Here is a 20,024-nt window from a genome sequence, read left to right on the forward strand (position 1 = left end):
AAGGGGCAGCGCTACACCCGTCTAAGCCGCCTCCGCCTGTGACAGAGACGTGCGCACCTCCGCCGCAATCTCACAGCTTTTCACGCGCTTCTCGAAATCATGTACGTTCCCGGCCAGGATCAGTTCATCCGGCTGATGCTCGGCCATGAAGATCGACAGGGCCTTGGCCACCGTGTCCGGGCCGCCAATGGCGCTGGCCGACAGAGTGGCTGCCAGCCGGGCACGCGCGTCGGCGGGCAGATCCTTTTCATAGCCCTCAATGGGCTTTGGCAGGCGGCCGGGCCTGCCGCGCGCCATGTTGACGAAGGCCTGCAAAAGCGACGTTGCCAGATATTGCGCTTCTTCGTCAGTGTCCGCCGCGATCACGTTCATCGCGAGCATGACATAGGGGCGCTTCAGCCGCGCGGAGGGCTGGAAGCGTTCGCGATAGATACGGATCGCCTCCACCATGTGCGCAGGCGCGAAATGGCTGGCAAAGGCATAAGGCAGGCCGAAATGAGCCGCGACCTGCGCGCCGTACAGGCTGGAGCCCAGCATCCATATGGGCACGTCCGCGCCGTCACCCGGGACGGCAGTGACAGGGCCCGTGCCCGCGAAATAGGACATCAGCTCTGCGACATCGTCCGGGAAGCGTTCGGCGGCGGCATGAAGATCGCGCTTCATCGCGCTGGCGACCACACCGTCCGATCCAGGCGCGCGGCCCAGGCCGAGGTCGATGCGACCGGGGTACATGGCGTCCAGCGTGCCGAACTGTTCCGCGATCAGCAGCGGCGCGTGATTGGGCAGCATGATGCCGCCCGCGCCGACGCGGATGCGCCGCGTCGCCCCCGCGACATGGCCGATCACGACGGATGTCGCCGCGCTCGCAATGCCCGCCATGCCGTGATGCTCGGCCAGCCAGTAGCGATGATAGCCGCACGCCTCGGCGGTCTGTGCCAGCCGCACGGAATTGGCAAACGCGGTCGGGGCATCGCTGCCCTCGACAATGGGCGACAGGTCGAGGACCGAAAACGGGATCATAGCCCGAGCACGTCCTTCATCGTGTAAAGTCCGGCGGGTTTGCCAGTGAGCCAGCGCGCCGCGCGAACGGCGCCGCGGGCAAATGTCTCGCGTGATTCGGCCTTGTGGGAAAGGACCATGCGCTCGCCCTCTGCGGCGAAGATCACGTCATGATCGCCCGCGACGGAGCCGCCGCGCAGGCTGGCCATACCGATCGCGCCGGTCCTGCGCTGGCTATCCGGCCCGTCGCGTCCCCGCTCGGCCAGACTGGCGAGCGGCGATCCGCGCCCCTTCGCGGCGGCCTCGGCCAGCAGCAGCGCGGTCCCCGACGGCGCATCGACCTTGTGCCTGTGATGCATTTCGACGACCTCGATGTCCCAGTCGGTGTCGAGCGCGGCGGCGGCCTTCATCACCAGCGCGGCCAGCATATTGACGCCCAGGCTGGTATTCGCCGTCTGCAGCACGGCGATATCGCGAGACGCCTGATCGATGGTTTCAAGATGCGCGCCGGTCAGTCCGGTGGTGCCGATCACGAGCGCGCATTTTGCGCCCAGCGCGGCATCGAGATTGCTTTTCAGGGCATCGGGCGTGGTGAAATCGACAAGCACGTCGCTGTTATGCGCCACCGCCGATGGATTGCCGCAAATCGTCATGGTGCCGCCCAGTGATTCGCCAAGGCAGGGATGGCCCGGACGTTCCGCCGCGCCGCCGATGGTGACGCCGTCACTGGCGCGCACGGCCTCGATGATCGCACGGCCCATACGTCCGCCTGCACCCAATATGCCGATGCGGCTTGTCATCTCGCTATGCACTCCTCATCACATGCCCAGCGAGGAAGATGGAGCAGCAGGGCATGACTGGCAAGCCGCGAAACATCGTCATCCTGACAGGCGCGGGCGTGTCGGCCGAATCCGGCATTGCGACGTTCCGCGGACCGGACGGTCTTTGGGAGGGGCACAGGGTGGAAGATGTCGCCACCCCGGACGCCTTCAGGCGCGACCCCGATCTGGTGCTGCGTTTCTATGACCTCAGACGTGCCGCATTGGCCGATGTGCATCCGAATCCCGCCCATGAAGCGCTCGCGGAGCTGGACAGCGCATGGGACGGCGAACTGCTTCTTATCACGCAGAATGTCGACGATCTGCACGACCGTGCCGGTACGGCGCGCATGGTGCATATGCATGGCGAACTGACCCGGGCTTTCTGCCGGATTTGCCAGGAACGGCAGGATGCGCCGCCAGAGATGCGGTCCGGCACGGTCTGCGCCTCGTGCGGCGCCGAGAATACGCTGCGCCCGGACATCGTCTGGTTCGGGGAGATGCCGTATCACATGGCGCGGATCGACAGCGCGCTGTCATCCGCGGACCTGTTCGTCTCCATCGGAACGTCCGGCGCGGTCTATCCCGCCGCCGGTTTCGTGCGAGAGGCGGCCGCCAATGGCGCCCGCACACTGGAGCTCAATCTGGAGCCAAGTGAGGGGACCATGTTCTTTGACGAGGCGCGGCACGGACCTGCGGGCACGCTGGTGCCGGCGTGGGTGAAGGAACTTCTGGGCTAGAACGGCGCGGCCAGATTCATGGAGGTCGGCCGGGCGGGCCAGCCGCCCGCGCGAAAGCGGGAAGCGGAACATGCCCGCTTCCCGGCAGAATTATTCCGCGTCGGTCTTTGCCGGCACCTTGGCAGCGGCGGCCTCGGCGGCTTTCTTCGGGTCATAGCGACGCTCGGCGATGCGCGCCGACTTACCGCTGCGGCCACGCAGATAGTAAAGTTTCGCACGGCGGACGACGCCGCGGCGCTTCAGTTCGATGGAATCGACATTGGGGCCGTAGAGCGGGAAGACGCGCTCGACGCCCTCACCGAACGACACTTTGCGCATCGTGAAATTGGAATTGATACCACGGTTCGAGCGCGCAATGCAGACGCCCTCGAAAAACTGGATGCGCTTGCGCTCACCCTCGACGACACGGACGCCGACGCGCAGCGTGTCACCGGCGCGGAAGTCCGGAATGTCTTTCTTCGCCGCATGTTTTTCAACCTGCTCGGCATTGATCTTCTGGATGAGATTCATCTCATTTCTCTTTCGTCTCACGCCGCTCACCAGAGGGCGACTGAACCTGAGCATCACCATGACGCTCCCATAGGTCCGGCCGCCTTAGCCGTGTCATTTCGCGGGAACGTTCAAGACGCCACGCCGCGATGCGCGCATGATCCCCCGATCGCAGCACTTCAGGGATCGTGCGCCCTTCCCACTCCTGTGGTCGGGTGTAGTGCGGATATTCGAGGAGACCCGATTCGAACGATTCGTCCTCGCCGCTCAAGCTCGCGCCCATTACTCCGGGGAGAAGGCGGATGCAAGCATCGAGGAGAACCATCGCGCCCAGTTCGCCGCCGGAAAGGATATAGTCGCCAATGCTTACCTCTTCGATGGCGCGTGCATCCAAAAGACGCTGATCGACGCCCTCGAACCGGCCGCACAGGATGGTGGCACCCGGACCGGCAGCAAGATCCCGTACGCGGGCCTGTGTCAGCGGCTTTCCGCGCGGCGACATATAGAGCATCGGTGCGCCCGGCTGCGCGGTCACCGCATGATCGACCGCCCGCCCAAGCACATCTGCACGCAGCACCATGCCCGCGCCCCCGCCGGCGGGGGTATCGTCGACGCTGCGGTGCCTATCGTCTGCGAAGTCGCGGATCTGGACGGTGTCTAGCGACCAGATCCCCTCGTCCCGCGCGCGCCCCGCGAGCGAGGTGCCGAGCGGGCCGGGAAACATGTCCGGATAGAGGGTCAGGACCTGGGCGTGAAAGCTCACCCGGTGCCCTTGGTCTTCGTCTTGTGCGGCTTTGCGTGGGTTTCGATGTGCTGGATGATCATCCCGGCGATGTCCTTGCCGGTCGCGCCTTCCATGCCTTCGAGGCCGGGGGAGGAATTCACTTCCATGATGACCGGGCCGTGGTTCGAACGCAGCATATCGACGCCGCAGACGTTGAGGCCCATCTTCGCGGCGGCGCGGACGGCGGTGGAGCGTTCCTCGGGCGTGATCTTGACGGTCGCCGCGCTGCCGCCGCGATGCAGGTTGGAGCGGAAATCCCCCTCCGCGCCGGTGCGCTTCATGGTCCCGACGACCTTGCCGCCGACGACGAAGGCGCGAATGTCGGTGGAGCCGGCCTCCTTGATGAACTCCTGCACCAGGATGTTGACGTTCGCGCCGCGAAACGCCTCGATCACCGAACGTGCGGAGCGCTCGGTGTCGCCAAGGACGACGCCGATGCCCTGCGTGCCCTCAAGGAGTTTGATGACAACAGGTGCGCCGCCCGCGATCTTGAGCACCTCATCGGTCGCCTTCGGGTCATGCGCAAAGGCGGTGACGGGAAGGCCGAGACCCGCGCGCGCCAGGATCTGCATGGAACGCAGCTTGTCACGGCTGCGGCCGATGGCGACGCTTTCGTTCAGGGGCCAGACGCCCATCATCTCGAACTGACGCAGCACGGCGAGGCCATATTGCGTGATCGACGCGCCGATGCGCGGGATGATGGCGTCATAGCCTGTAAGCTTCTGCCCGTTGTAAAACGCTTCCGGCCGATGCGAGGTGATGTTCATGTAGACGCGCAACGTGTTGACAATATCGAGCGTGTGGCCGCGCGCCTCGGCCGCCTCGACCAGCCGCTTGTGCGAATAAAGGTTCGGATTACGGGCGAGCATGAGGAGTTTCATTTTGATACTTCCTTTGTAGGTCCGCCGCCCTGCACCCAGGATTTCGCGACATCGACATTATATCGTCTGAGAAGGGCCGTGCGCCCCACCAGCATGGCATAGCCCATCTGGCCGCGATTCGTGAGTGTTACTTCGGCGGAGAAGATTCGGCTGCCGATTTTCATTTTTGTGTGGATGTAGAAGCGTCTCTGCGCTTCGCCGTTGGAACTGGTCACTTTCTTGACGCCCGCCAGCGGTGCCTCCACCCGGTGCTCCGGGCGCCCCTTTCTGGCGGGAACCGTGAAACGCACCCAGTCTTCGCCGCCAACGTCATAGTGATGGAGGTTGGTGGCATGCAGCGCACTCGTGCGCGCGCCCGTGTCGATCTTCGCGCGCACGAACGGGATGTCCAGATCGGGAAAGCCGACATATTCGCGCCAGCCCACGAGCGCGCGCGGTGTCTTCGCGCGAATCTTTTTCGATGTGATCATGCGGAACTCATAATCGACTTGGGGACCGCGTGACAGATGATCTGTCACGCACGTCGCGGCGGCGACAGGCTCCGCGCAATCAGGGCCGGTCCGCCTCGTCCAGATAGTCCGGATCCACCGTGACATTGTCGCCAAATATGGGGACGGTATCGGCGTTGAAGGCGAGCATGAAGCGTTTGCCGTCCGGCTTCTCGATATCGAGAATATCGCCCGCACCGTAATTTTCGACGGCGTGAATGTGGCCGACCAGCCGGCCATCGGGCGTCCCGACGCTGCGGCCGATCAGGTCTGCGGCATAGACCTCCCCCTCGCCGGGTTCGGGGAGGCGGTCGCGGTCGACGGTCAGACGCGTACCTTTCAGGGCTTCGGCGGCCGTGCGGTCGTGGATTTCCTTGAACCTCGCGACAAAGGACTTGCCCGCGCGCTTCATGCTGGTGAGCGTGAGCGTGCGGCCGCCCGCATCGTAGGTTTTGAACGCGGCAAAGCTGTCCTCGCTGTCGGCGAAGAGTTTGAGGCGGACTTCACCCGAAATGCCATGCGCGCCGATAATGGCGGCAAGGAGAACGGCATTGGAATTATCCTCGATCATGTCGCGCGTCCTTCGACCTGGTCCGGGATGGTTTCCTTCAGGCAATGCCGCCGCCCCCACCTGTCATTCCGGTGGAGGCCGGAATGACAGGTTTTCTGGGTTGCCGGAATTACTCAGCCTTCGCCGCGTCGTCCGCAGCCGCTTCTTCTGCGGGCGCGTCGGCAGCGGGGGCCTCTTCAGCGGCAGGCTCTTCAGCAGGGGTTTCCGCCGCGGCGGCGGCGGCTTCCTTGGCCGCTTCATCGGCTTCGGCGGCCTTGGTGGCCTTTTCCTCAGCGCGTGCCTTGGCATTGGCACCCGGCTCACCCTTTTTCGGATTATTCTTCGCCTCGCGCTTCACCAGGCCTTCGGTTTCCAGAAAGCGCGCGACGCGGTCGGAAGGAACCGCGCCAACGGACAGCCAGTGCTTCGCACGCTCGACGTCGATTTTGACGCGCTCATCGCTGTCCTTGGGGAGGAGCGGGTTGTAGCTGCCGATACGCTCCAGATATTTGCCGTCACGCGGGGCGCGCTTGTCGGCGACGACAACGCGGTAAAAGGGGCGTTTCTTGGCGCCGCCACGGGAAAGACGAATTACTACTGCCATGTGATGTTCCTTCAATCTTAACTTGTTGTATCTATTTTCCGAATTTGTCGAAGCCGGGGGGCAGTTTCGGCATGCCGCCGCCGGCGAGATCGCCAAGATCCGGCATTCCGCCGCCCATGCCGAGCATCTTGGCGAAGCCTTTCAGACCGCCCATTTTCTTGATCTTCTTCATCGCGCCGGACATTTCCTTGTGCATCTTCAGGAGGCGGTTGACCTCCTGCACGGTGGTCCCGGCACCATTGGCGATACGGATTTTGCGCTTGGCGTTCAAAAGCTGCGGACGGCCGCGTTCCTTTGGCGTCATGGAAAGGATAATCGCCTCCATGCGCTTCAGAAGCTTGTCGTCGGCACCCGCCTTTTCGGCCTGTGCCTTCATCTTGCCGAGGCCCGGCATCATGGACATCATCGCGCCCATGCCGCCCATTTTCTGCATCTGCGCCAGTTGCTGGCGCAGGTCGTTCATGTCGAACTGACCCTTGGCGAATTTCTTCGCCATGGCCTCCGCCGCGTCGGCATCGACGGATTCGGAGGCCTTTTCAACCAGGCTGACGACATCGCCCATGCCCAGGATACGGCCCGCGACGCGCGACGGGTCGAAGGCGTCGAGCGCATCGACCTTTTCACCGGTGCCGACGAACTTGATCGGCTTGCCGGTGACGGCGCGCATGGAAAGTGCGGCACCGCCGCGCGCATCGCCGTCCATGCGGGTCAGAACGACGCCGGTCAGCGCCATGCGCTCGGAGAAATTGGTGGCGACGTTGACCGCATCCTGACCGGTCAGGGCATCGACGACCAGCAATGCTTCGGCAGGGTTCGCCGCGGCCGCGACGGCCTGCATTTCGGCCATCAGCGCTTCATCGACGTGCAGGCGGCCCGCCGTATCGAGCATCAGGACGTCGAACCCCTGAAGCTTCGCCGCCTGCAATGCACGGCGGGCAATCTCGGTGGGCTGCTGCCCCTCGATGATCGGAAGCGTCGCGACCTCCACCTGTTCGCCAAGCACGCGCAGCTGTTCCTGCGCGGCGGGGCGGTTGACATCGAGCGACGCCATCAGGACTTTCTTGCCGTCCTTCGTCTTCAGGCGGCGGGCGATCTTTGCCGTGGTGGTTGTCTTACCCGAGCCCTGCAGGCCGACCATCATGATGACGGCGGGCGGTGCGACGCCCAGCTCCAGTCCCTCCGCTTCGCCGCCCAGCATGGCGACCAGCTCGTCATTGACGATCTTGACGACCTGCTGGCCCGGCGTGACGGACTTGGTCACTTCCGTGCCGATGGCGCGCTGCGTCACCTTGGCGATGAAGTCCTTGGCGACCGGCAGGGCCACGTCAGCCTCAAGCAGCGCAATGCGCACTTCCCGCATGGCCGCACGGACGTCCGCCTCGTTAAGCGCACCGCGCCCGCGAAGCTTGTCAAAGACGCCGCCAAGGCGATCGGAAAGTGACTCGAACAAGTACCGTTTCTCCATTTTATAAGGCGCAACGCAAAAAACGCCGGTGGGCGAAACCTCGCTGACCGGCGGCGCCCGTGGGCGTCGAATGTGCGTTTTGCCTTACGTGAAAGCGGGGCTGCACATAGGGCGGGGCGTGGTTCGGGTCAAGTTGCGATGGTCAGCCGCTTATCAAGAGCCCGCCCGCCGCAATGATGGCGGCGGGCGGGCTCTTAATCCATGATCTAGCGGCCACATTTCGCAGCTCACGGTCTGACCGCGGCATCCGCATGGCGAGCCCTGGGAGCGATCGACAGGAATGCTTGAGTCTGGGCCTGCGACACGATCAGCCTATTCTCTTCATGCACACGCATAGCTCACCACCTCATATTCAATGCCGTCGGCATCGTAGAAATAGAAGCGGCTGCCGGGGTCGTAGGTCTGGTGGCTTTCGGGGGTCAGGCCGTAATCCTTCACCCGTTGTTCCGCGGCGTCCAGATCGTCGACCAATATGCCGAGATGGTTGAGGCCGCCGGGGCTGTCATAGCAGCTGGGCCGCGCCAATGTGCCGCCGCGCGAGAACAGCGCGACGTAGCGGTCGTCGGTGCCGACATGAACGGAGCGGCCGTTTGTCATCGACGCGCCCGCCCAGCGGACGTGCCAGCCAAATATCGCTTCCAGCATTTTTGCCGTCCGGTCGGGATCGGTGACCGTGTAATTCACATGTTCGAAGAGGGCGGGTTTCATGATGATGACCTTCCTTATTGATGCGATGTCCGGCGCTGCGTCGCACCCGGTACGCGGGATGAAGGTCGACATGAATAATTCCTCAACTTAAGTTGAGGTCAAGCTATTTTTTCACCTGAGTCATTTCTGCATTTTCGGAGACGCGCATATGAAATTGTCGGCGAGGGATCTTCTGGCGATCGGGCAGGTGGCCGCGCGGACCGGGCTGAGCGTGTCGGCGATCCGGTTTTACGAGGAGGCGGGGCTGGTCGCGCCGATGCGCAATAATGGCGGGCAGCGACGATTTTTGCGAGCGGATAACCGCAGGCTCTCCTTCATCCGCATCGCCCAACAGCTGGGCTTCACGCTGGAGGACGTGCGCGCGCAGCTGGCGGCGCTGCCCAATGGACGGACGCCAACCAAGGCGGACTGGACCCGGCTGAGTACGGCGATGCGCGGGGTGCTGGATGAACGGATCGTGCGGATGGAACGCCTGCGCGACCGTCTGGACGGGTGCATTGGCTGCGGCTGCCTGTCGCTGAAAAGCTGCGCGATTTACAATCCGGATGACGAAGCGCGGGCACGCGGCAGCGGTGCGCGCTGGGTTCTGGGGGAGCGGAACGGCTGACGGGGGGGGGCGTGCCATTCGCCTGATCCGCTCAGGATAATCAGGGTTGAGGGTCTTGCTTCAGCAGAATGGCGCGCGAGTGGCAGGGCTGGAGGTCTCGGACCCGCTTTCTCCCCATGCAGATTCCGCGAGGGATTTTTCGATACGGGTCCGTCGCCCTCGGGGAGAAAATACGGGCGTGGCAAATTAGTCACAAATGTATCTTGTGGTCGCAACATGCTGAAACCATGGCCCGGAAACAACGTTTTCAACATATCGTACCGGCTGACAGGGGCTTGGTCCCGGCTGCGAGAATAGGGAGCCCATGCCGGCGGGGTTTGTCGGCATTTTAGCGTAAGGATTATTGACATGTTCCGCAGTTTCACACTGGCCGCCATCGCGGCCATCACACTTCCATTTGCCGCGCAGGCGCAGGATGCGCCCGACGGCAGCAAGGCGTTCGGCATCGAGCCCTATGTCGGCATTGGCGCCGGCTATCATGATTTCGACAGGCGCGGCGCGTCACCGCTGAACAATGCGCCCGACTCCACGGACGGGTCGCTGATCATCGGCACCGCCGGTGTCAACGTGCCGCTGGGTGCGTTTTTCGTCGGCGCAGAGGCGAATCTGGCCTATGGTTTCGACGAGATCGACTGGGAATATGGCGCGGCGGGCCGCTTTGGCGTGCGCATTGGCGAATCCGGCCTGCTGTTCGGCAAGGTCGGTTATCAGTGGATCGAGGAAGAGCGCGGCTTCAAGGACGATAAGGGCATGCTGTACGGTATGGGCGTCGAAGTCGGACCGCAGGACATTGGCCTTGGCGGCGTGACCGGGGAAAGCGGTGTTCGCCTGCGCCTGGGCGTCGACACGTTCGGCGATTTCGAATCGATCCGTCCAAACGCATCCGCGATCTTCCACTTCTAGCCGCGGGTTGTGAGCGGGGCGGGTCCTGACGGGCCCGCCCCTGTTCGCGAAGCTCGCATAGGGCCTGTGCTGGCGGCGCTGATGGCAGCGCCGATCTCGCCGACACCCCTCTCAGCGTATTTTCAGGAGGATCTTGCCGACATGGTCGCCCGCTTCCATGCGGCGGTGCGCGTCGGCGGCCTGTTCCAGCGGATAGACCCTGTCGGTGAGCGCCGAAAGTTTGCCCGCGGCAAATTCGGGCCACACGGTTTCGTGCAGGCTGCGCGCGACAAGTGCCTTGAATGCGGCGGGTCGCGGGCGGAGGAATGACCCGGTCAGGCGCAGGCGTTTGGCCATGACGGCGAGGATACTGACTTCCGCTGCCGCGCCGCGCTGCATGGCGATGGAGACATGGCGGCCGTCCTCGCCAAGGCATTCGATGTTGCGCGGGACATAATCGCCGCCGACCATGTCAAGCACGACGTCGACGCCGCCGGGGGCCGCGGCCTTTACCCGCTCGACGAAATCCTCCGTCCTGTAATTGATCGCGAGATCCGCGCCGACTTGACGCGCGGCATCGCATTTCCCGTCCGAACCGGCGGTGACGAACACCTTCACATCAAAGGCGTTGCAAAGCTGGATGGCAGTCGTGCCAATTCCGCTTGTGCCGCCGTGGACGAGCACGGTCTCGCCGTCCTTTGCCGCGCCGCGTTCGAAGAGGTTTGACCAGACCGTGAAATAGCTTTCCGGCAGGCCCGCCGCATCGATCATGTCGATCCCATCCGGCACAGGCAGTACGGAACCGGCGGGCGCGTTTACATATTCCGCATAGCCGCCACCCGGCACCAGCGCGCATACCGGGTCGCCAATGGTGAAGTGCGTGACGCCTTCACCCAGCGCCGCGATCCGGCCGGACACCTCCAGCCCCATGATCGACGTGATCCCCGGCGGCATGGGATACAGGCCCATACGCTGCAGCACGTCGGGGCGATTGACGCCGGCCGCGTGGATCTCGATCAGGACCTCGCCGGGGCCTGCCTGCGGGACAGGGCGGGTAACGACCTGCATGACCTCCGGCCCGCCCGTTTCGCCGGGGTCGATGGCGCGCATTTCGGTCGGCAGGTCGGTCATTTCGGCATATGCTCCCAGTCCTCGGTGCGCGCCGGATAGCAAGACGCGGCCCAAGCTGCTAGCTTTGTGAAATGGAAGAAGACGACCTGCCGCGCCCCGGCGCCCCGCTCGACATTGTCATCAAGGAGGACCTCGACCGGCTGAGCGTCCATGAACTGGAGGCCCGCGTAGCGGTGCTGGAGCGCGAGATTTCGCGCACGAAGGCGCGGCTGGCGGGGGCCAGGGATTTCAAGTCGAACGCCGACGCGCTGTTTTCGAAGAGCTGAGGGTTGTCGAAGACGGGCGGCCTACGCTCCCCACGTCATACCGGCGGTTGGCGGGGCGGCGGATTTCTGATCTGACAGCGCTTCGATGGGCACCGATAGGCACCGCGCGCGGCTTTTTTCTGCCCACCCCTTCAAACTAAGGGTCGCCGCGCCGCGTATTTCCCTCGCATAGTGCGCGGCATAGGAGAGCGATTTTATGAATTTCGATTTTTCGGACGATGCGCGCGAATTGCAGGCGCAGGCGCGGAAGTTCTTCGATGCCGAGGCCGGACCGGATTCCGCGCGCAGGGTGATGAACGACGACGATATCGCCTTTGATGAGGGCATGTGGCAGGGTGTTGTCGAGCTGGGCCTGACGGCGCTGCGCGTGCCGGAGGAACATGGCGGGCTTGGGCTGGGTGCGGAAGAAGCGTGCCTGATCGCCGAGGAAGTCGGGCGCAGCCTGGCGCCGGTGCCGCTGATGTCGACGATGCTGTTTACCGAAGCGCTGCTGGCGGCGGGTACCGAAGCGCAGAAGGCGGCGTGGCTGCCCAGGATCGCGGATGGCAGCGTGATCGGCTGCGTCGGCTGGGGCGAGGGCGGGACACAGGTGCCGACCTCCATGCCGAATGCGCGGATGACGAAAAGCGGCCTGACCGGCATGAAGGCGCCCATTGCGGATGCCACGATCGCACATGTCGGTATATTTACAGGCGCGCGGACGGCCGGCCCGGGGCTGTTCCTTGTCGAGTTCGATCAGGACGCGGTTCAGGTTGAAGCGGTCACGACGCTCGATCTGGTGCGGCAGCACGGGCGCGTGACGCTGAAAGACGCGCGCGCCGAGGCGATGGGCGGGGCGGATGCCTATGGCGATTTCCTGGACAAGGCGGCGGTGCTGTCGGCATTCGAGGCCATCGGCACGCAGGATGCCGCGATGGTCATGGCGATCGACTATGCCCGCGACCGGGTGGCGTTCGGCCAGCGGATCGGGCGCTATCAGGGCGTGAAGCACAAGGCCGCCGACATGTACATCAAGCAGCAGCTGGCCCGCGCCCATGCCATGCACGGCGCCTGGGCGTTCGAGGTCGACGCGCCGGAGTTGCGGCAGGCGGCGGCGGCGGCGCGCACCGCGGCGCTCGACGCGCTGGCATTCACGGCTGAGGAGAATGTGCAACTGCACGGCGGCATCGGGTTCACATGGGAATCGAACTGCCAGTTCTATTACCGCCGGTCGCGGGCGCTGAGTGCGGCACTTGGTAGCCGCGGCTTTTGGTCGGATCGATTGGTCAGGACGCTGGAGCGCAGGAATGCGGCGGCGGCGTAAAATATTGGATGCAACCGACCAAATCCGCTCATCCTGAGCGCAGTCGAAGGACGCATGACGGATTTGCACAGCGGTTGGTGCGTCCCTCGACTTCGCTCGGGATGATGAAGATCAGAACGTTGCGGCGGACAGAGATTTGAGAGGGTATTATCATGGATTTCAACGACAGCCCCGAAGAGGCGAAAATTCGCGAAGGCGTTCGTGCATGGATTGCCGAGCATACGGCGGAATATGAGGGTCTGCCCGCGCCCGCCTCGAATGAGGAATATGTCGCGCGGCAGCGGAGCTGGCAGAAGAAAAAATATGACGGCGGCTATGCCGGGATTACCTGGCCGAAGAAGTTCGGCGGACAGGGCAAGGGCCCGATGGAATCCATCATTTTCAGCCAGGAAGAGGGGAAGAGCGCGGCGCCAACCGGGCTTTATGCGATCGGCCTTGGCATGTGCATTCCGACCGTCTTCACGCACGGCAGTCAGGACGTCATCGACCGCTTTGTCCCCAAGGCGCTGGATGGTGACGAAATCTGGTGCCAGCTTTTCTCTGAACCCGCCGCTGGCAGCGACCTGGCCGGTATCCGCACCAAGGCGGAGAAGGACGGCGATGAGTGGGTGATCAATGGTCAGAAGGTCTGGACCACCAACGCGCATCTTTGCGACTATGGCATCATCGTCACGCGCACCGATCCCGGCGCGCCAAAGCATAAGGGCCTGACGATGTTCATTGTCGACATGCGCGACCCGGGCGTCGAATGCCGCCCGCTGAAGCAGATGTCCGGTGGCAGCGATTTCAACGAAGTGTTTTTCGATGATGTCCGCGTGCCCGACAGCTGGCGTCTGGGCGCGGAAGGCGAGGGCTGGAAGGCGGCGCTGACCACATTGATGAACGAGCGCCTCGCCGTGGGCGGCAAGCCCAGATATTCGCCGGACTGGTCGACGCTGATGGCGGTCGCGAAGGAAATCGAAACCGCACTCGGCCCGGCATCCGAACAGGCCGATGTGCGCGACCAGATCGCGCAGGCCTATATCAACGACCAGGGCGTGAAGCTGACGCAGCAGCGGTCCCTGTCGGCGCTGTCGCAAGGCAAGACCCCCGGCGCGGAACAGTCGATTTCAAAGGTTGTCGTTGCAAAGCAGATGCAGGACATCAGCCGCTTCGCGCTCGACATATCGGAAAGCGCCGGGTTCATGGCCGCGGCGGAGGGCAGCGAGCTTGCGAAATTGCAGGGTAGCTATTTCGGTTCCGCGGGCCTCAGGATCGCTGGCGGTACGGACGAGATCCTCAGGAACATCATCGCCGAACGCGTCCTCGGCCTGCCCGGCGATCTGCGCCCGCCAAAGGACACGCCGTTCAACGAGATCGAGGCTTTGTGACGGGGCAAGGGACCGGAGACATGTCGGGGCCGGTCTCTGTTTGGGAGTCTGTCATCGACCTGTTTCCCGTCCGGTTCCGGTTGCTCCCTCGCTGACCTGCATCAGCTGCTGAAGGGCACATGTCCGGATGTTGGCACCGAGATTATTGGAAGCGTCTGCTGACGATCCGGTTTTCCCTGCAGCGCGTCACCCTTTTTTCACTAAAATGGAAATCCAGCTCGAAGATTTCATGACGAAAACCTGATTAGCGCAATTATATCCGGCGCGAAGAGATGGCGACGGTTTTGATGATATTTATCACGGGAAAGTTCCTGTGAACGAACGCGCGCCGGTACAATTGGATATGGATTTGGAATATCCGCAGAGGCGGTTTGGGAGCCGTCCGGCGGCTTCCCGCCCGGATGTAGGCGAACCGGCATTTCGGTGATGTGTCTCAGACCCCCTTTGTTTCCGCTTTAGCAGCATTGGCATGATGTGCATTCACACTGGAATACTTATCCCCAATTTCGGCTTGCTGGCGATGAAGCTGGGACTGGTGGCGATCACGGGTCTGATGAATATCGATGCCGTCTTGCACGCCGCTGGCGGCGCGGTGCCCATATCTGTGTTCGGCCATATCGTCTCGCGCGAAGAGGTGAAGCGCAAAAACCGGCACCCGATGCCTGTTCGAATGATTGGGATATGTTGGGTGTCGATCCGTAGGCAATGCTGGTCGTTGAGGCCACCGCGATCGGCGTAACATCGGCGAAGCGTGCGGGCATTGCGGCCGTGGCCGTTCTGGGCGCTCTGCCGAAGAGATCGCATTTCCGGCAGGTAAACCTGGTCGTTGGCGCGCTGGATGGCAGCACCGGCAATGTCTGTCAAAAGCGCGCCGTCCTACCTGAATGGCTGCTTTCGCGCCTTTGCGCTTTTGCGCGTAAGGCCAAGCTCAACATGTGAAAAAGGCCGGTATCCGAAGGGATGGCGGATACCGGCCTTCTCGTTTTGCGCGCACATGCCAAAGGTCAGGGGGAACCTGTCATGTGCGCGGTTGCCGCATGCGGGGGAACCCAAAGGAGAGTATGGGGTGCGTGCGGAAACTCTGGCGGCTAGTTGTCGCTGCCACCTCCGCCGTGCCGTTCCGCGCGCCGCTCGTCATGGCGCGCTTTGCGCGCGGCGCGGCGTTCGTCGGGGGTTACCGTGCCATCGCTGTTTGCATCGGCCCGGTCGAAGCGTGCCAGGGCGCTGGTCTGCAGCTCTGCGAGCGTTACTGCGCCGTCCTTGTCGGCGTCGGCACGCTCCAGCATACGCATGCTGCGCTGTCCCCGCTGTCCGTGCCGTTCGGAGTGCATTGCCTTGCTGCGCTCGCGGTGCATGGCATGGCGCTCGCTCAATTCGGTCTGGCTGATTTCGCCGTCATTATCGCGATCAAGCGCCGCAAAGGCGGCGATGCGGCGTTCCGTAAGCTTTTCGGCGCGTTTCCCGGCGCGGGCTTCGACCATGGCTTCCCACTCGCCAGCGCTGAGTGCGCCATTTCCGTCCGTATCGGCTTTCGCCATTCGTGCCGCACGGCGCTCGGCGCGTTTTTCCATGCGAGCTTCGTGCATGGCCTTCATCTCGGCCTGCGTGATGGCACCGTCGGAATCGGTGTCGAGGCGGGCGAAGCGCTGCTCGATCCGGGTTGTGAGATCCGCGCGGGTCATCTCCGCATTGCGTTTGTCCTTGCCGCCATGATGGTCGGCGAGAACGCCGCCTGCTGCGAAGAGTGTGGCCATGCTGGCTGCGACTAGGAATTCGGTTTTCATCTCGTATCTCCCGGATGGTGATATGAGAGCGTTACGATGGGCGACATGCATATCCCTTGAACGCCCGGGTCATCTTTGCGAAAGCCTGCGTCGCAACTCCCCTTGGAAGACCGAGACCATATATGTCCGACATCAAAAAGGTCGTGCTCGCCTATTCCGGCGGCCTCGACACCAGCGTGATCCTGAAGTGGCTGCAGGAAACCTATCATTGCGAGGTGGTGACCTTCACCGCCGACCTGGGCCAGGGCGAGGAGCTGGAGCCGGCACGCGCAAAGGCGCTGGCGGCGGGCGTGAAGGCGGAGAACATCTTCATTGACGATCTGCGGGAGGAATTCTGCAGGGATTATGTTTTCCCCATGATGCGCGCGAATGCGCTGTATGAAGGGCTGTACCTGCTTGGCACGGCGATTGCCCGCCCGCTGATTTCAAAACGGCAGATCGAAATCGCGCATCAGGTGGGCGCGAATGCGGTCAGCCACGGCGCGACGGGCAAGGGCAATGATCAGGTGCGGTTCGAGCTTGGCTATTACGCCCTTGATCCCGACATCAAGGTGATCGCCCCGTGGCGCGAGTGGGATCTGACCAGCCGGTCGCGGCTGATCGCCTTTGCCGAAGAGCATGGTATCGAAGTGACCAAGGACAAGCGCGGCGAAGCGCCATTCTCGACGGATGCGAACATGCTGCACACATCGTCCGAAGGCAAAGTGCTGGAGGATCCGTGGGAGGAAACGCCGGACTATGTCTATTCCCGTACGGTAAATCCCGAGGAGGCCCCGGATACGCCCGAATATATTACCGTCGATTTCGAACGCGGCGACGCCGTTGCGATCAATGGCGAGGGCATGAGCCCGGCGACGATTCTGGAAACGCTGAACGAATATGGCCGCCTGCATGGCATTGGACGCCTCGACCTGGTGGAGAACCGCTTCGTCGGCATGAAATCGCGCGGCATGTATGAGACGCCCGGCGGCACCATATATCTTGAAGCGCATCGCGGTATCGAACAGCTGACACTCGACAGGGGGGCGGGGCACCTGAAGGACGAGTTGATGCCGCGTTATGCCGAGCTGATCTACAATGGCATGTGGTTCAGCCCGGAGCGGGAAATGCTGCAGGCGGCCATCGATCACAGCCAGGAAAGCGTGACGGGAACCGTACGCCTGAAACTGTACAAGGGCAGCGTGCAGACTGTCGGACGTAAGGCGGATGTCAGTTTTAACCTCTATTCGCAGGATGTTGTCACATTCGAGGATGACAAGGGGATCTATAACCAGCGCGATGCGGAGGGCTTCATTCGCCTGAACGCGCTGCGCCTGCGCCTGCTGGGCCAGAGGAAACGTGGTGGCTGAGCTCTTTGCCGCCATGGAAGATTTCTTCACGGACTACGCCGCCGCGCTGAACGCGAATGACGAGGATGTGGTGATGAGCTTTCTGGCGATTCCGCACGGTGTGCGCATCGGGCCGGAGACGACGTTCATCGAGACCCCCGAAGAGCTGCGCGCGCATATGGACGTTCGCATGATGCGTCATGAAGCGGCAGGCACGGACATGGTGCACATCACGGTCGAGGAAGTGTCCGGCCTGCCTGGCGATGCGGCGGCGGTGCGGCTGCATTGGGAACTGATCGACGAGGAAGGCAGTGAGGCCGCCTGCTTCGACACACGAGAAACGCTGGCGGCGATGGACGGCGTCTGGGCAATTGTAGCCAGCGACCTGACCGATGAAATCGCGGTGCTGGCCAGGCATGGACAGGAATTGCCGCCGGGCCTGACGCACTAAAATGGGCGCACGCCGATGAAACTGCACCCGGCGGTGTCGAAGCTGCACAAATGGCTGGCGCTGATCGTGGGCGTGCAGATGATGCTTTGGATGCTGTCGGGCCTATTCATGACGGTCTTTCCGATTGAGAATGTGCGCGGTGAACATCTGATACGCGAAGCGACGCGCATGCAGCTGGAAGCGCCGCTCGTCATGCCGGATTTTGATGGCGAGCCGGTGACAGGACTTTCGCTCAGCATGATTGGCGGCCGGCCGGCACTGGTGGTGGCGCACCCCGCGCGGCGGTCGATATATGATCCGTATACCGGAGACCCTGTCCCCGCACCGACGCGCGACGATATCGTCCATCTTGCCGATGCAGGATATTCCGGCAGCGCGGCGATCCGAGAAGTCCGGCTGATCGAAAGTGACCCTCCGGGCGAATATCGCGGCGCCCTGCCGGTCTGGCAGGTGACATTTGATGGCTTCGACAATTTGCGGCTCTATTTCGATCCCGATACGGGTGAACTCCTGACCCGGCGCACGCGGCTATGGCGGATATTCGACTTTATGTGGATGCTGCACATCATGGACTATGAAAGCCGCGAGAATTTCAACAATCCCCTCGTGCAGGTTGCGGCCGGACTTGGCCTGTCCGTGGCGCTGTCGGGGCTGCTGCTTGTGATCTACCGGACCGTGAAGCCGTGGTGGCGGCGGCGGTTACGACAGGCGCATTAGCGGCAAGATGCGCACCGCCTTGGAAAAGACGGCAAGACATTGGACTTGCGGATAGATCACAGGATTTTCTTAACCACTTTTTTAAACCTCCCCCCCAAGAGTTGCTCCCGGACAGATTTACGGATCAGGGGCACCACCGAAAATGGCATATGAGAGTTCCAGCGTCGACGTGGCGATCATCGGCGCGGGCCCTGCGGGTCTGACCTCGGCCTATCTACTGACGAAGGCGGGCTTTTCCGTTACCGTCATCGAAAAAGACCCGGTCTATGTCGGCGGCATCAGCCGGACCGTGGAACATGAGGGATACCGCTTCGATATTGGCGGACACCGGTTTTTCTCAAAATCGAAGGAAGTCGTCGATCTTTGGAACGAGATCCTGCCCGACGATTTCATCCAGCGCCCGCGCATGAGCCGCATCTATTATGAGGGAAACTTCTATTCCTATCCGCTGCGCGCATTCGAGGCGCTGGGCAATCTGGGACTGTGGCGTTCGGTGCTGTGCATGGCGAGCTATGCGAAATCGCGGGTCTTCCCCAGGAAAAACGTGGATAATTTTCAGGACTGGGTATCGAACCAGTTCGGTGAAAAACTGTTCAACATTTTTTTCAAAACCTACACCGAAAAAGTATGGGGCATGCAGTGCGACGAAATCAGCGCGGACTGGGCGGCGCAGCGCATCAAGGGGCTGTCACTGGGCGGCGCGGTTGTCGATGGGCTGAAGCGGTCATTCGGACTGAACAAAAAGCCGAATGACGGCATGGAAGCCAAGACGCTGCTGGAAACCTTCCGCTACCCGCGCAAGGGTCCGGGCATGATGTGGGAAGCGGCGCGCGATTTCGTGCTGAAGGGCGGCAATAAGGTCCTGATGGGTCATGCGCTGCATCAACTGTCGGAAGACAGGGTGACCGGCCGCTGGACCGTGCAGGCAAAGCGCGGCGATGGCGAAACTGTCGAGATCAACGCCGGACATGTCATATCTTCAGCGCCAATGCGCGAGCTGGCAGGCCGCCTGCACCCGATGCCGAAAACGACGGCGAACGCGCTCGATCTGAAATATCGCGATTTCCTGACGGTGGCGGTCATGGTGAAATCGAAGGACCTGTTTCCGGACAATTGGATCTACATCCATGACCCAAGCGTGCAGGTCGGCCGCATCCAGAATTTCCGGTCCTGGTCGCCCGAACTGATCCCGCACGATGACATGGCCTGTGTCGGCCTGGAATATTTCTGTTTCAAGGGTGACGGTCTGTGGTCATCGGAGGACGAGGACCTCGTCGAACTTGCGAAGGCCGAACTGGCACAGCTCGGCCTGTGCGATCCGAAAGATATCACGGGCGGCGTCGTCGTGCGGCAGGAAAAGGCCTACCCGGTCTATGATGATTCCTACGCCGCCAATGTCGAGGCCATGCGCGCCGATCTCGCCGAAACGCATCCGACGCTGCATCTGGTGGGCCGAAACGGCATGCACAAATATAATAATCAGGATCACGCCATGATGACGGCGATGCTGACCGTGAAAAATATCGAGGCGGGCAAGATCGTCCATGATGTGTGGTGCGTCAACGAGGATGCCGAATATCATGAAGCCGGTGATGAAGGGGCTGTTGAGGCGCTGAAGTCGGAACGGCTTGTCCCGCGCAAAGTCGCGGCCTGACGCGC

General features: G+C 62.6%; 23 protein-coding genes. 10 read left to right on the plus strand and 13 right to left on the minus strand.

Annotated elements, in window-relative coordinates; genetic code table 11:
- Positions 1-21: 21 nt before the first annotated feature.
- A complete protein-coding gene (locus tag KCG44_RS04500) occupies positions 22-1,020 on the minus strand; it encodes an LLM class flavin-dependent oxidoreductase (protein ID WP_218444473.1) in 999 nt (332 codons plus the stop codon).
- Entirely contained in the window at positions 1,017-1,799 is a 783-nt protein-coding gene (gene dapB / locus KCG44_RS04505) for a 4-hydroxy-tetrahydrodipicolinate reductase (protein WP_218444474.1), read from the minus strand. The genes KCG44_RS04500 and dapB overlap by 4 nt, the downstream gene beginning before the upstream one ends.
- Before the next feature lie 53 nt (positions 1,800-1,852).
- Here dapB and KCG44_RS04510 point away from each other — a divergent pair, with 53 nt between their 5' ends.
- The gene (locus tag KCG44_RS04510) at positions 1,853-2,557 is read left to right on the plus strand and encodes an NAD-dependent deacylase (RefSeq protein WP_218444476.1); all 705 of its coding nucleotides are present in this window, start codon (positions 1,853-1,855) and stop codon (positions 2,555-2,557) included.
- A gap of 90 nt (positions 2,558-2,647) precedes the next feature.
- Here KCG44_RS04510 and rplS read toward each other — a convergent pair whose 3' ends face one another.
- The 8 genes from rplS to KCG44_RS04550 form a co-directional block, all read right to left on the minus strand.
- Positions 2,648-3,067, minus strand: coding sequence for a 50S ribosomal protein L19 (gene rplS, locus KCG44_RS04515; protein ID WP_218444477.1), 420 nt, complete (start codon positions 3,065-3,067; stop codon positions 2,648-2,650).
- A 1-nt stretch (position 3,068) separates the two neighbouring features.
- Complete coding sequence (gene trmD / locus KCG44_RS04520) at positions 3,069-3,809, minus strand: tRNA (guanosine(37)-N1)-methyltransferase TrmD (RefSeq protein ID WP_218444478.1); 741 nt, start codon at positions 3,807-3,809, stop codon at positions 3,069-3,071.
- Positions 3,806-4,711, minus strand: a complete 906-nt coding sequence (rimK, locus tag KCG44_RS04525; RefSeq protein WP_218444479.1) for a 30S ribosomal protein S6--L-glutamate ligase — start codon at positions 4,709-4,711, stop codon at positions 3,806-3,808. Before rimK ends, trmD begins: the two co-directional genes overlap by 4 nt.
- On the minus strand, positions 4,708-5,181 hold the full coding sequence (locus KCG44_RS04530; RefSeq protein WP_218444481.1) for an ATP-dependent zinc protease family protein: 474 nt from the start codon (positions 5,179-5,181) through the stop codon (positions 4,708-4,710). Before KCG44_RS04530 ends, rimK begins: the two co-directional genes overlap by 4 nt.
- A gap of 79 nt (positions 5,182-5,260) precedes the next feature.
- Entirely contained in the window at positions 5,261-5,770 is a 510-nt protein-coding gene (gene rimM, locus KCG44_RS04535; RefSeq protein WP_218444482.1) for a ribosome maturation factor RimM, read from the minus strand.
- Positions 5,771-5,879: 109 nt separating this feature from the next.
- A complete protein-coding gene (rpsP, locus tag KCG44_RS04540) occupies positions 5,880-6,353 on the minus strand; it encodes a 30S ribosomal protein S16 (RefSeq protein WP_218444483.1) in 474 nt (157 codons plus the stop codon).
- A 31-nt stretch (positions 6,354-6,384) separates the two neighbouring features.
- Complete coding sequence (gene ffh / locus KCG44_RS04545; RefSeq protein WP_218444484.1) at positions 6,385-7,803, minus strand: signal recognition particle protein; 1,419 nt, start codon at positions 7,801-7,803, stop codon at positions 6,385-6,387.
- Between the two features lie 336 nt (positions 7,804-8,139).
- Positions 8,140-8,598 carry a VOC family protein gene (locus KCG44_RS04550; protein ID WP_255536299.1) on the minus strand — a complete coding sequence of 153 codons (459 nt, stop codon included), beginning with the start codon at positions 8,596-8,598 and terminating at the stop codon, positions 8,140-8,142.
- Between the two features lie 76 nt (positions 8,599-8,674).
- On the opposite strand from KCG44_RS04550, the gene soxR reads away from it, so the two are divergent.
- Both soxR and KCG44_RS04560 read left to right on the plus strand, forming a co-directional pair.
- Positions 8,675-9,133 (plus strand): redox-sensitive transcriptional activator SoxR, encoded by a 459-nt coding sequence (soxR, locus tag KCG44_RS04555; RefSeq protein WP_439651409.1) that lies wholly within the window; start codon positions 8,675-8,677, stop codon positions 9,131-9,133.
- A 348-nt stretch (positions 9,134-9,481) separates the two neighbouring features.
- A complete protein-coding gene (locus tag KCG44_RS04560) occupies positions 9,482-10,036 on the plus strand; it encodes a porin family protein (RefSeq protein WP_218444485.1) in 555 nt (184 codons plus the stop codon).
- A gap of 111 nt (positions 10,037-10,147) precedes the next feature.
- Here KCG44_RS04560 and KCG44_RS04565 read toward each other — a convergent pair whose 3' ends face one another.
- Positions 10,148-11,146 (minus strand): NAD(P)H-quinone oxidoreductase, encoded by a 999-nt coding sequence (locus KCG44_RS04565; protein ID WP_218444487.1) that lies wholly within the window; start codon positions 11,144-11,146, stop codon positions 10,148-10,150.
- Positions 11,147-11,217: 71 nt separating this feature from the next.
- Between KCG44_RS04565 and KCG44_RS04570 the strand changes: the two genes are divergently transcribed.
- From KCG44_RS04570 to KCG44_RS04580, 3 genes are all read left to right on the plus strand, one after another.
- Positions 11,218-11,412 (plus strand): DUF1192 domain-containing protein, encoded by a 195-nt coding sequence (locus KCG44_RS04570; protein ID WP_218444488.1) that lies wholly within the window; start codon positions 11,218-11,220, stop codon positions 11,410-11,412.
- Between the two features lie 196 nt (positions 11,413-11,608).
- Positions 11,609-12,715 carry an acyl-CoA dehydrogenase family protein gene (locus tag KCG44_RS04575; RefSeq protein ID WP_218444489.1) on the plus strand — a complete coding sequence of 369 codons (1,107 nt, stop codon included), beginning with the start codon at positions 11,609-11,611 and terminating at the stop codon, positions 12,713-12,715.
- Between the two features lie 152 nt (positions 12,716-12,867).
- Positions 12,868-14,085, plus strand: coding sequence for an acyl-CoA dehydrogenase family protein (locus KCG44_RS04580; RefSeq protein WP_218444490.1), 1,218 nt, complete (start codon positions 12,868-12,870; stop codon positions 14,083-14,085).
- 480 nt (positions 14,086-14,565) lie between these two features.
- On the opposite strand, the gene KCG44_RS04585 is transcribed toward KCG44_RS04580, so the two are convergent.
- Positions 14,566-14,949 carry a hypothetical protein gene (locus tag KCG44_RS04585; RefSeq protein ID WP_218444491.1) on the minus strand — a complete coding sequence of 128 codons (384 nt, stop codon included), beginning with the start codon at positions 14,947-14,949 and terminating at the stop codon, positions 14,566-14,568.
- A gap of 224 nt (positions 14,950-15,173) precedes the next feature.
- On the minus strand, positions 15,174-15,869 hold the full coding sequence (locus tag KCG44_RS04590) for an EF-hand domain-containing protein (RefSeq protein WP_218444493.1): 696 nt from the start codon (positions 15,867-15,869) through the stop codon (positions 15,174-15,176).
- A 122-nt stretch (positions 15,870-15,991) separates the two neighbouring features.
- Between KCG44_RS04590 and KCG44_RS04595 the strand changes: the two genes are divergently transcribed.
- From KCG44_RS04595 to KCG44_RS04610, 4 genes are all read left to right on the plus strand, one after another.
- The gene (locus tag KCG44_RS04595; RefSeq protein ID WP_218444494.1) at positions 15,992-17,218 is read left to right on the plus strand and encodes an argininosuccinate synthase; all 1,227 of its coding nucleotides are present in this window, start codon (positions 15,992-15,994) and stop codon (positions 17,216-17,218) included.
- A complete protein-coding gene (locus KCG44_RS04600) occupies positions 17,211-17,648 on the plus strand; it encodes a DUF6841 family protein (protein ID WP_218444495.1) in 438 nt (145 codons plus the stop codon). Before KCG44_RS04595 ends, KCG44_RS04600 begins: the two co-directional genes overlap by 8 nt.
- A gap of 15 nt (positions 17,649-17,663) precedes the next feature.
- The gene (locus KCG44_RS04605; protein ID WP_218444496.1) at positions 17,664-18,365 is read left to right on the plus strand and encodes a PepSY domain-containing protein; all 702 of its coding nucleotides are present in this window, start codon (positions 17,664-17,666) and stop codon (positions 18,363-18,365) included.
- A 142-nt stretch (positions 18,366-18,507) separates the two neighbouring features.
- Positions 18,508-20,019: an NAD(P)/FAD-dependent oxidoreductase gene (locus KCG44_RS04610; RefSeq protein WP_218444497.1), complete on the plus strand. Its 1,512-nt coding sequence runs from the start codon at positions 18,508-18,510 to the stop codon at positions 20,017-20,019.
- The last annotated feature ends 5 nt before the right edge of the window (positions 20,020-20,024 follow it).

Origin of the sequence: Pacificimonas pallii (genome assembly GCF_019204005.1) — a bacterium.
Lineage (GTDB): Bacteria > Pseudomonadota > Alphaproteobacteria > Sphingomonadales > Sphingomonadaceae > Pacificimonas > Pacificimonas pallii.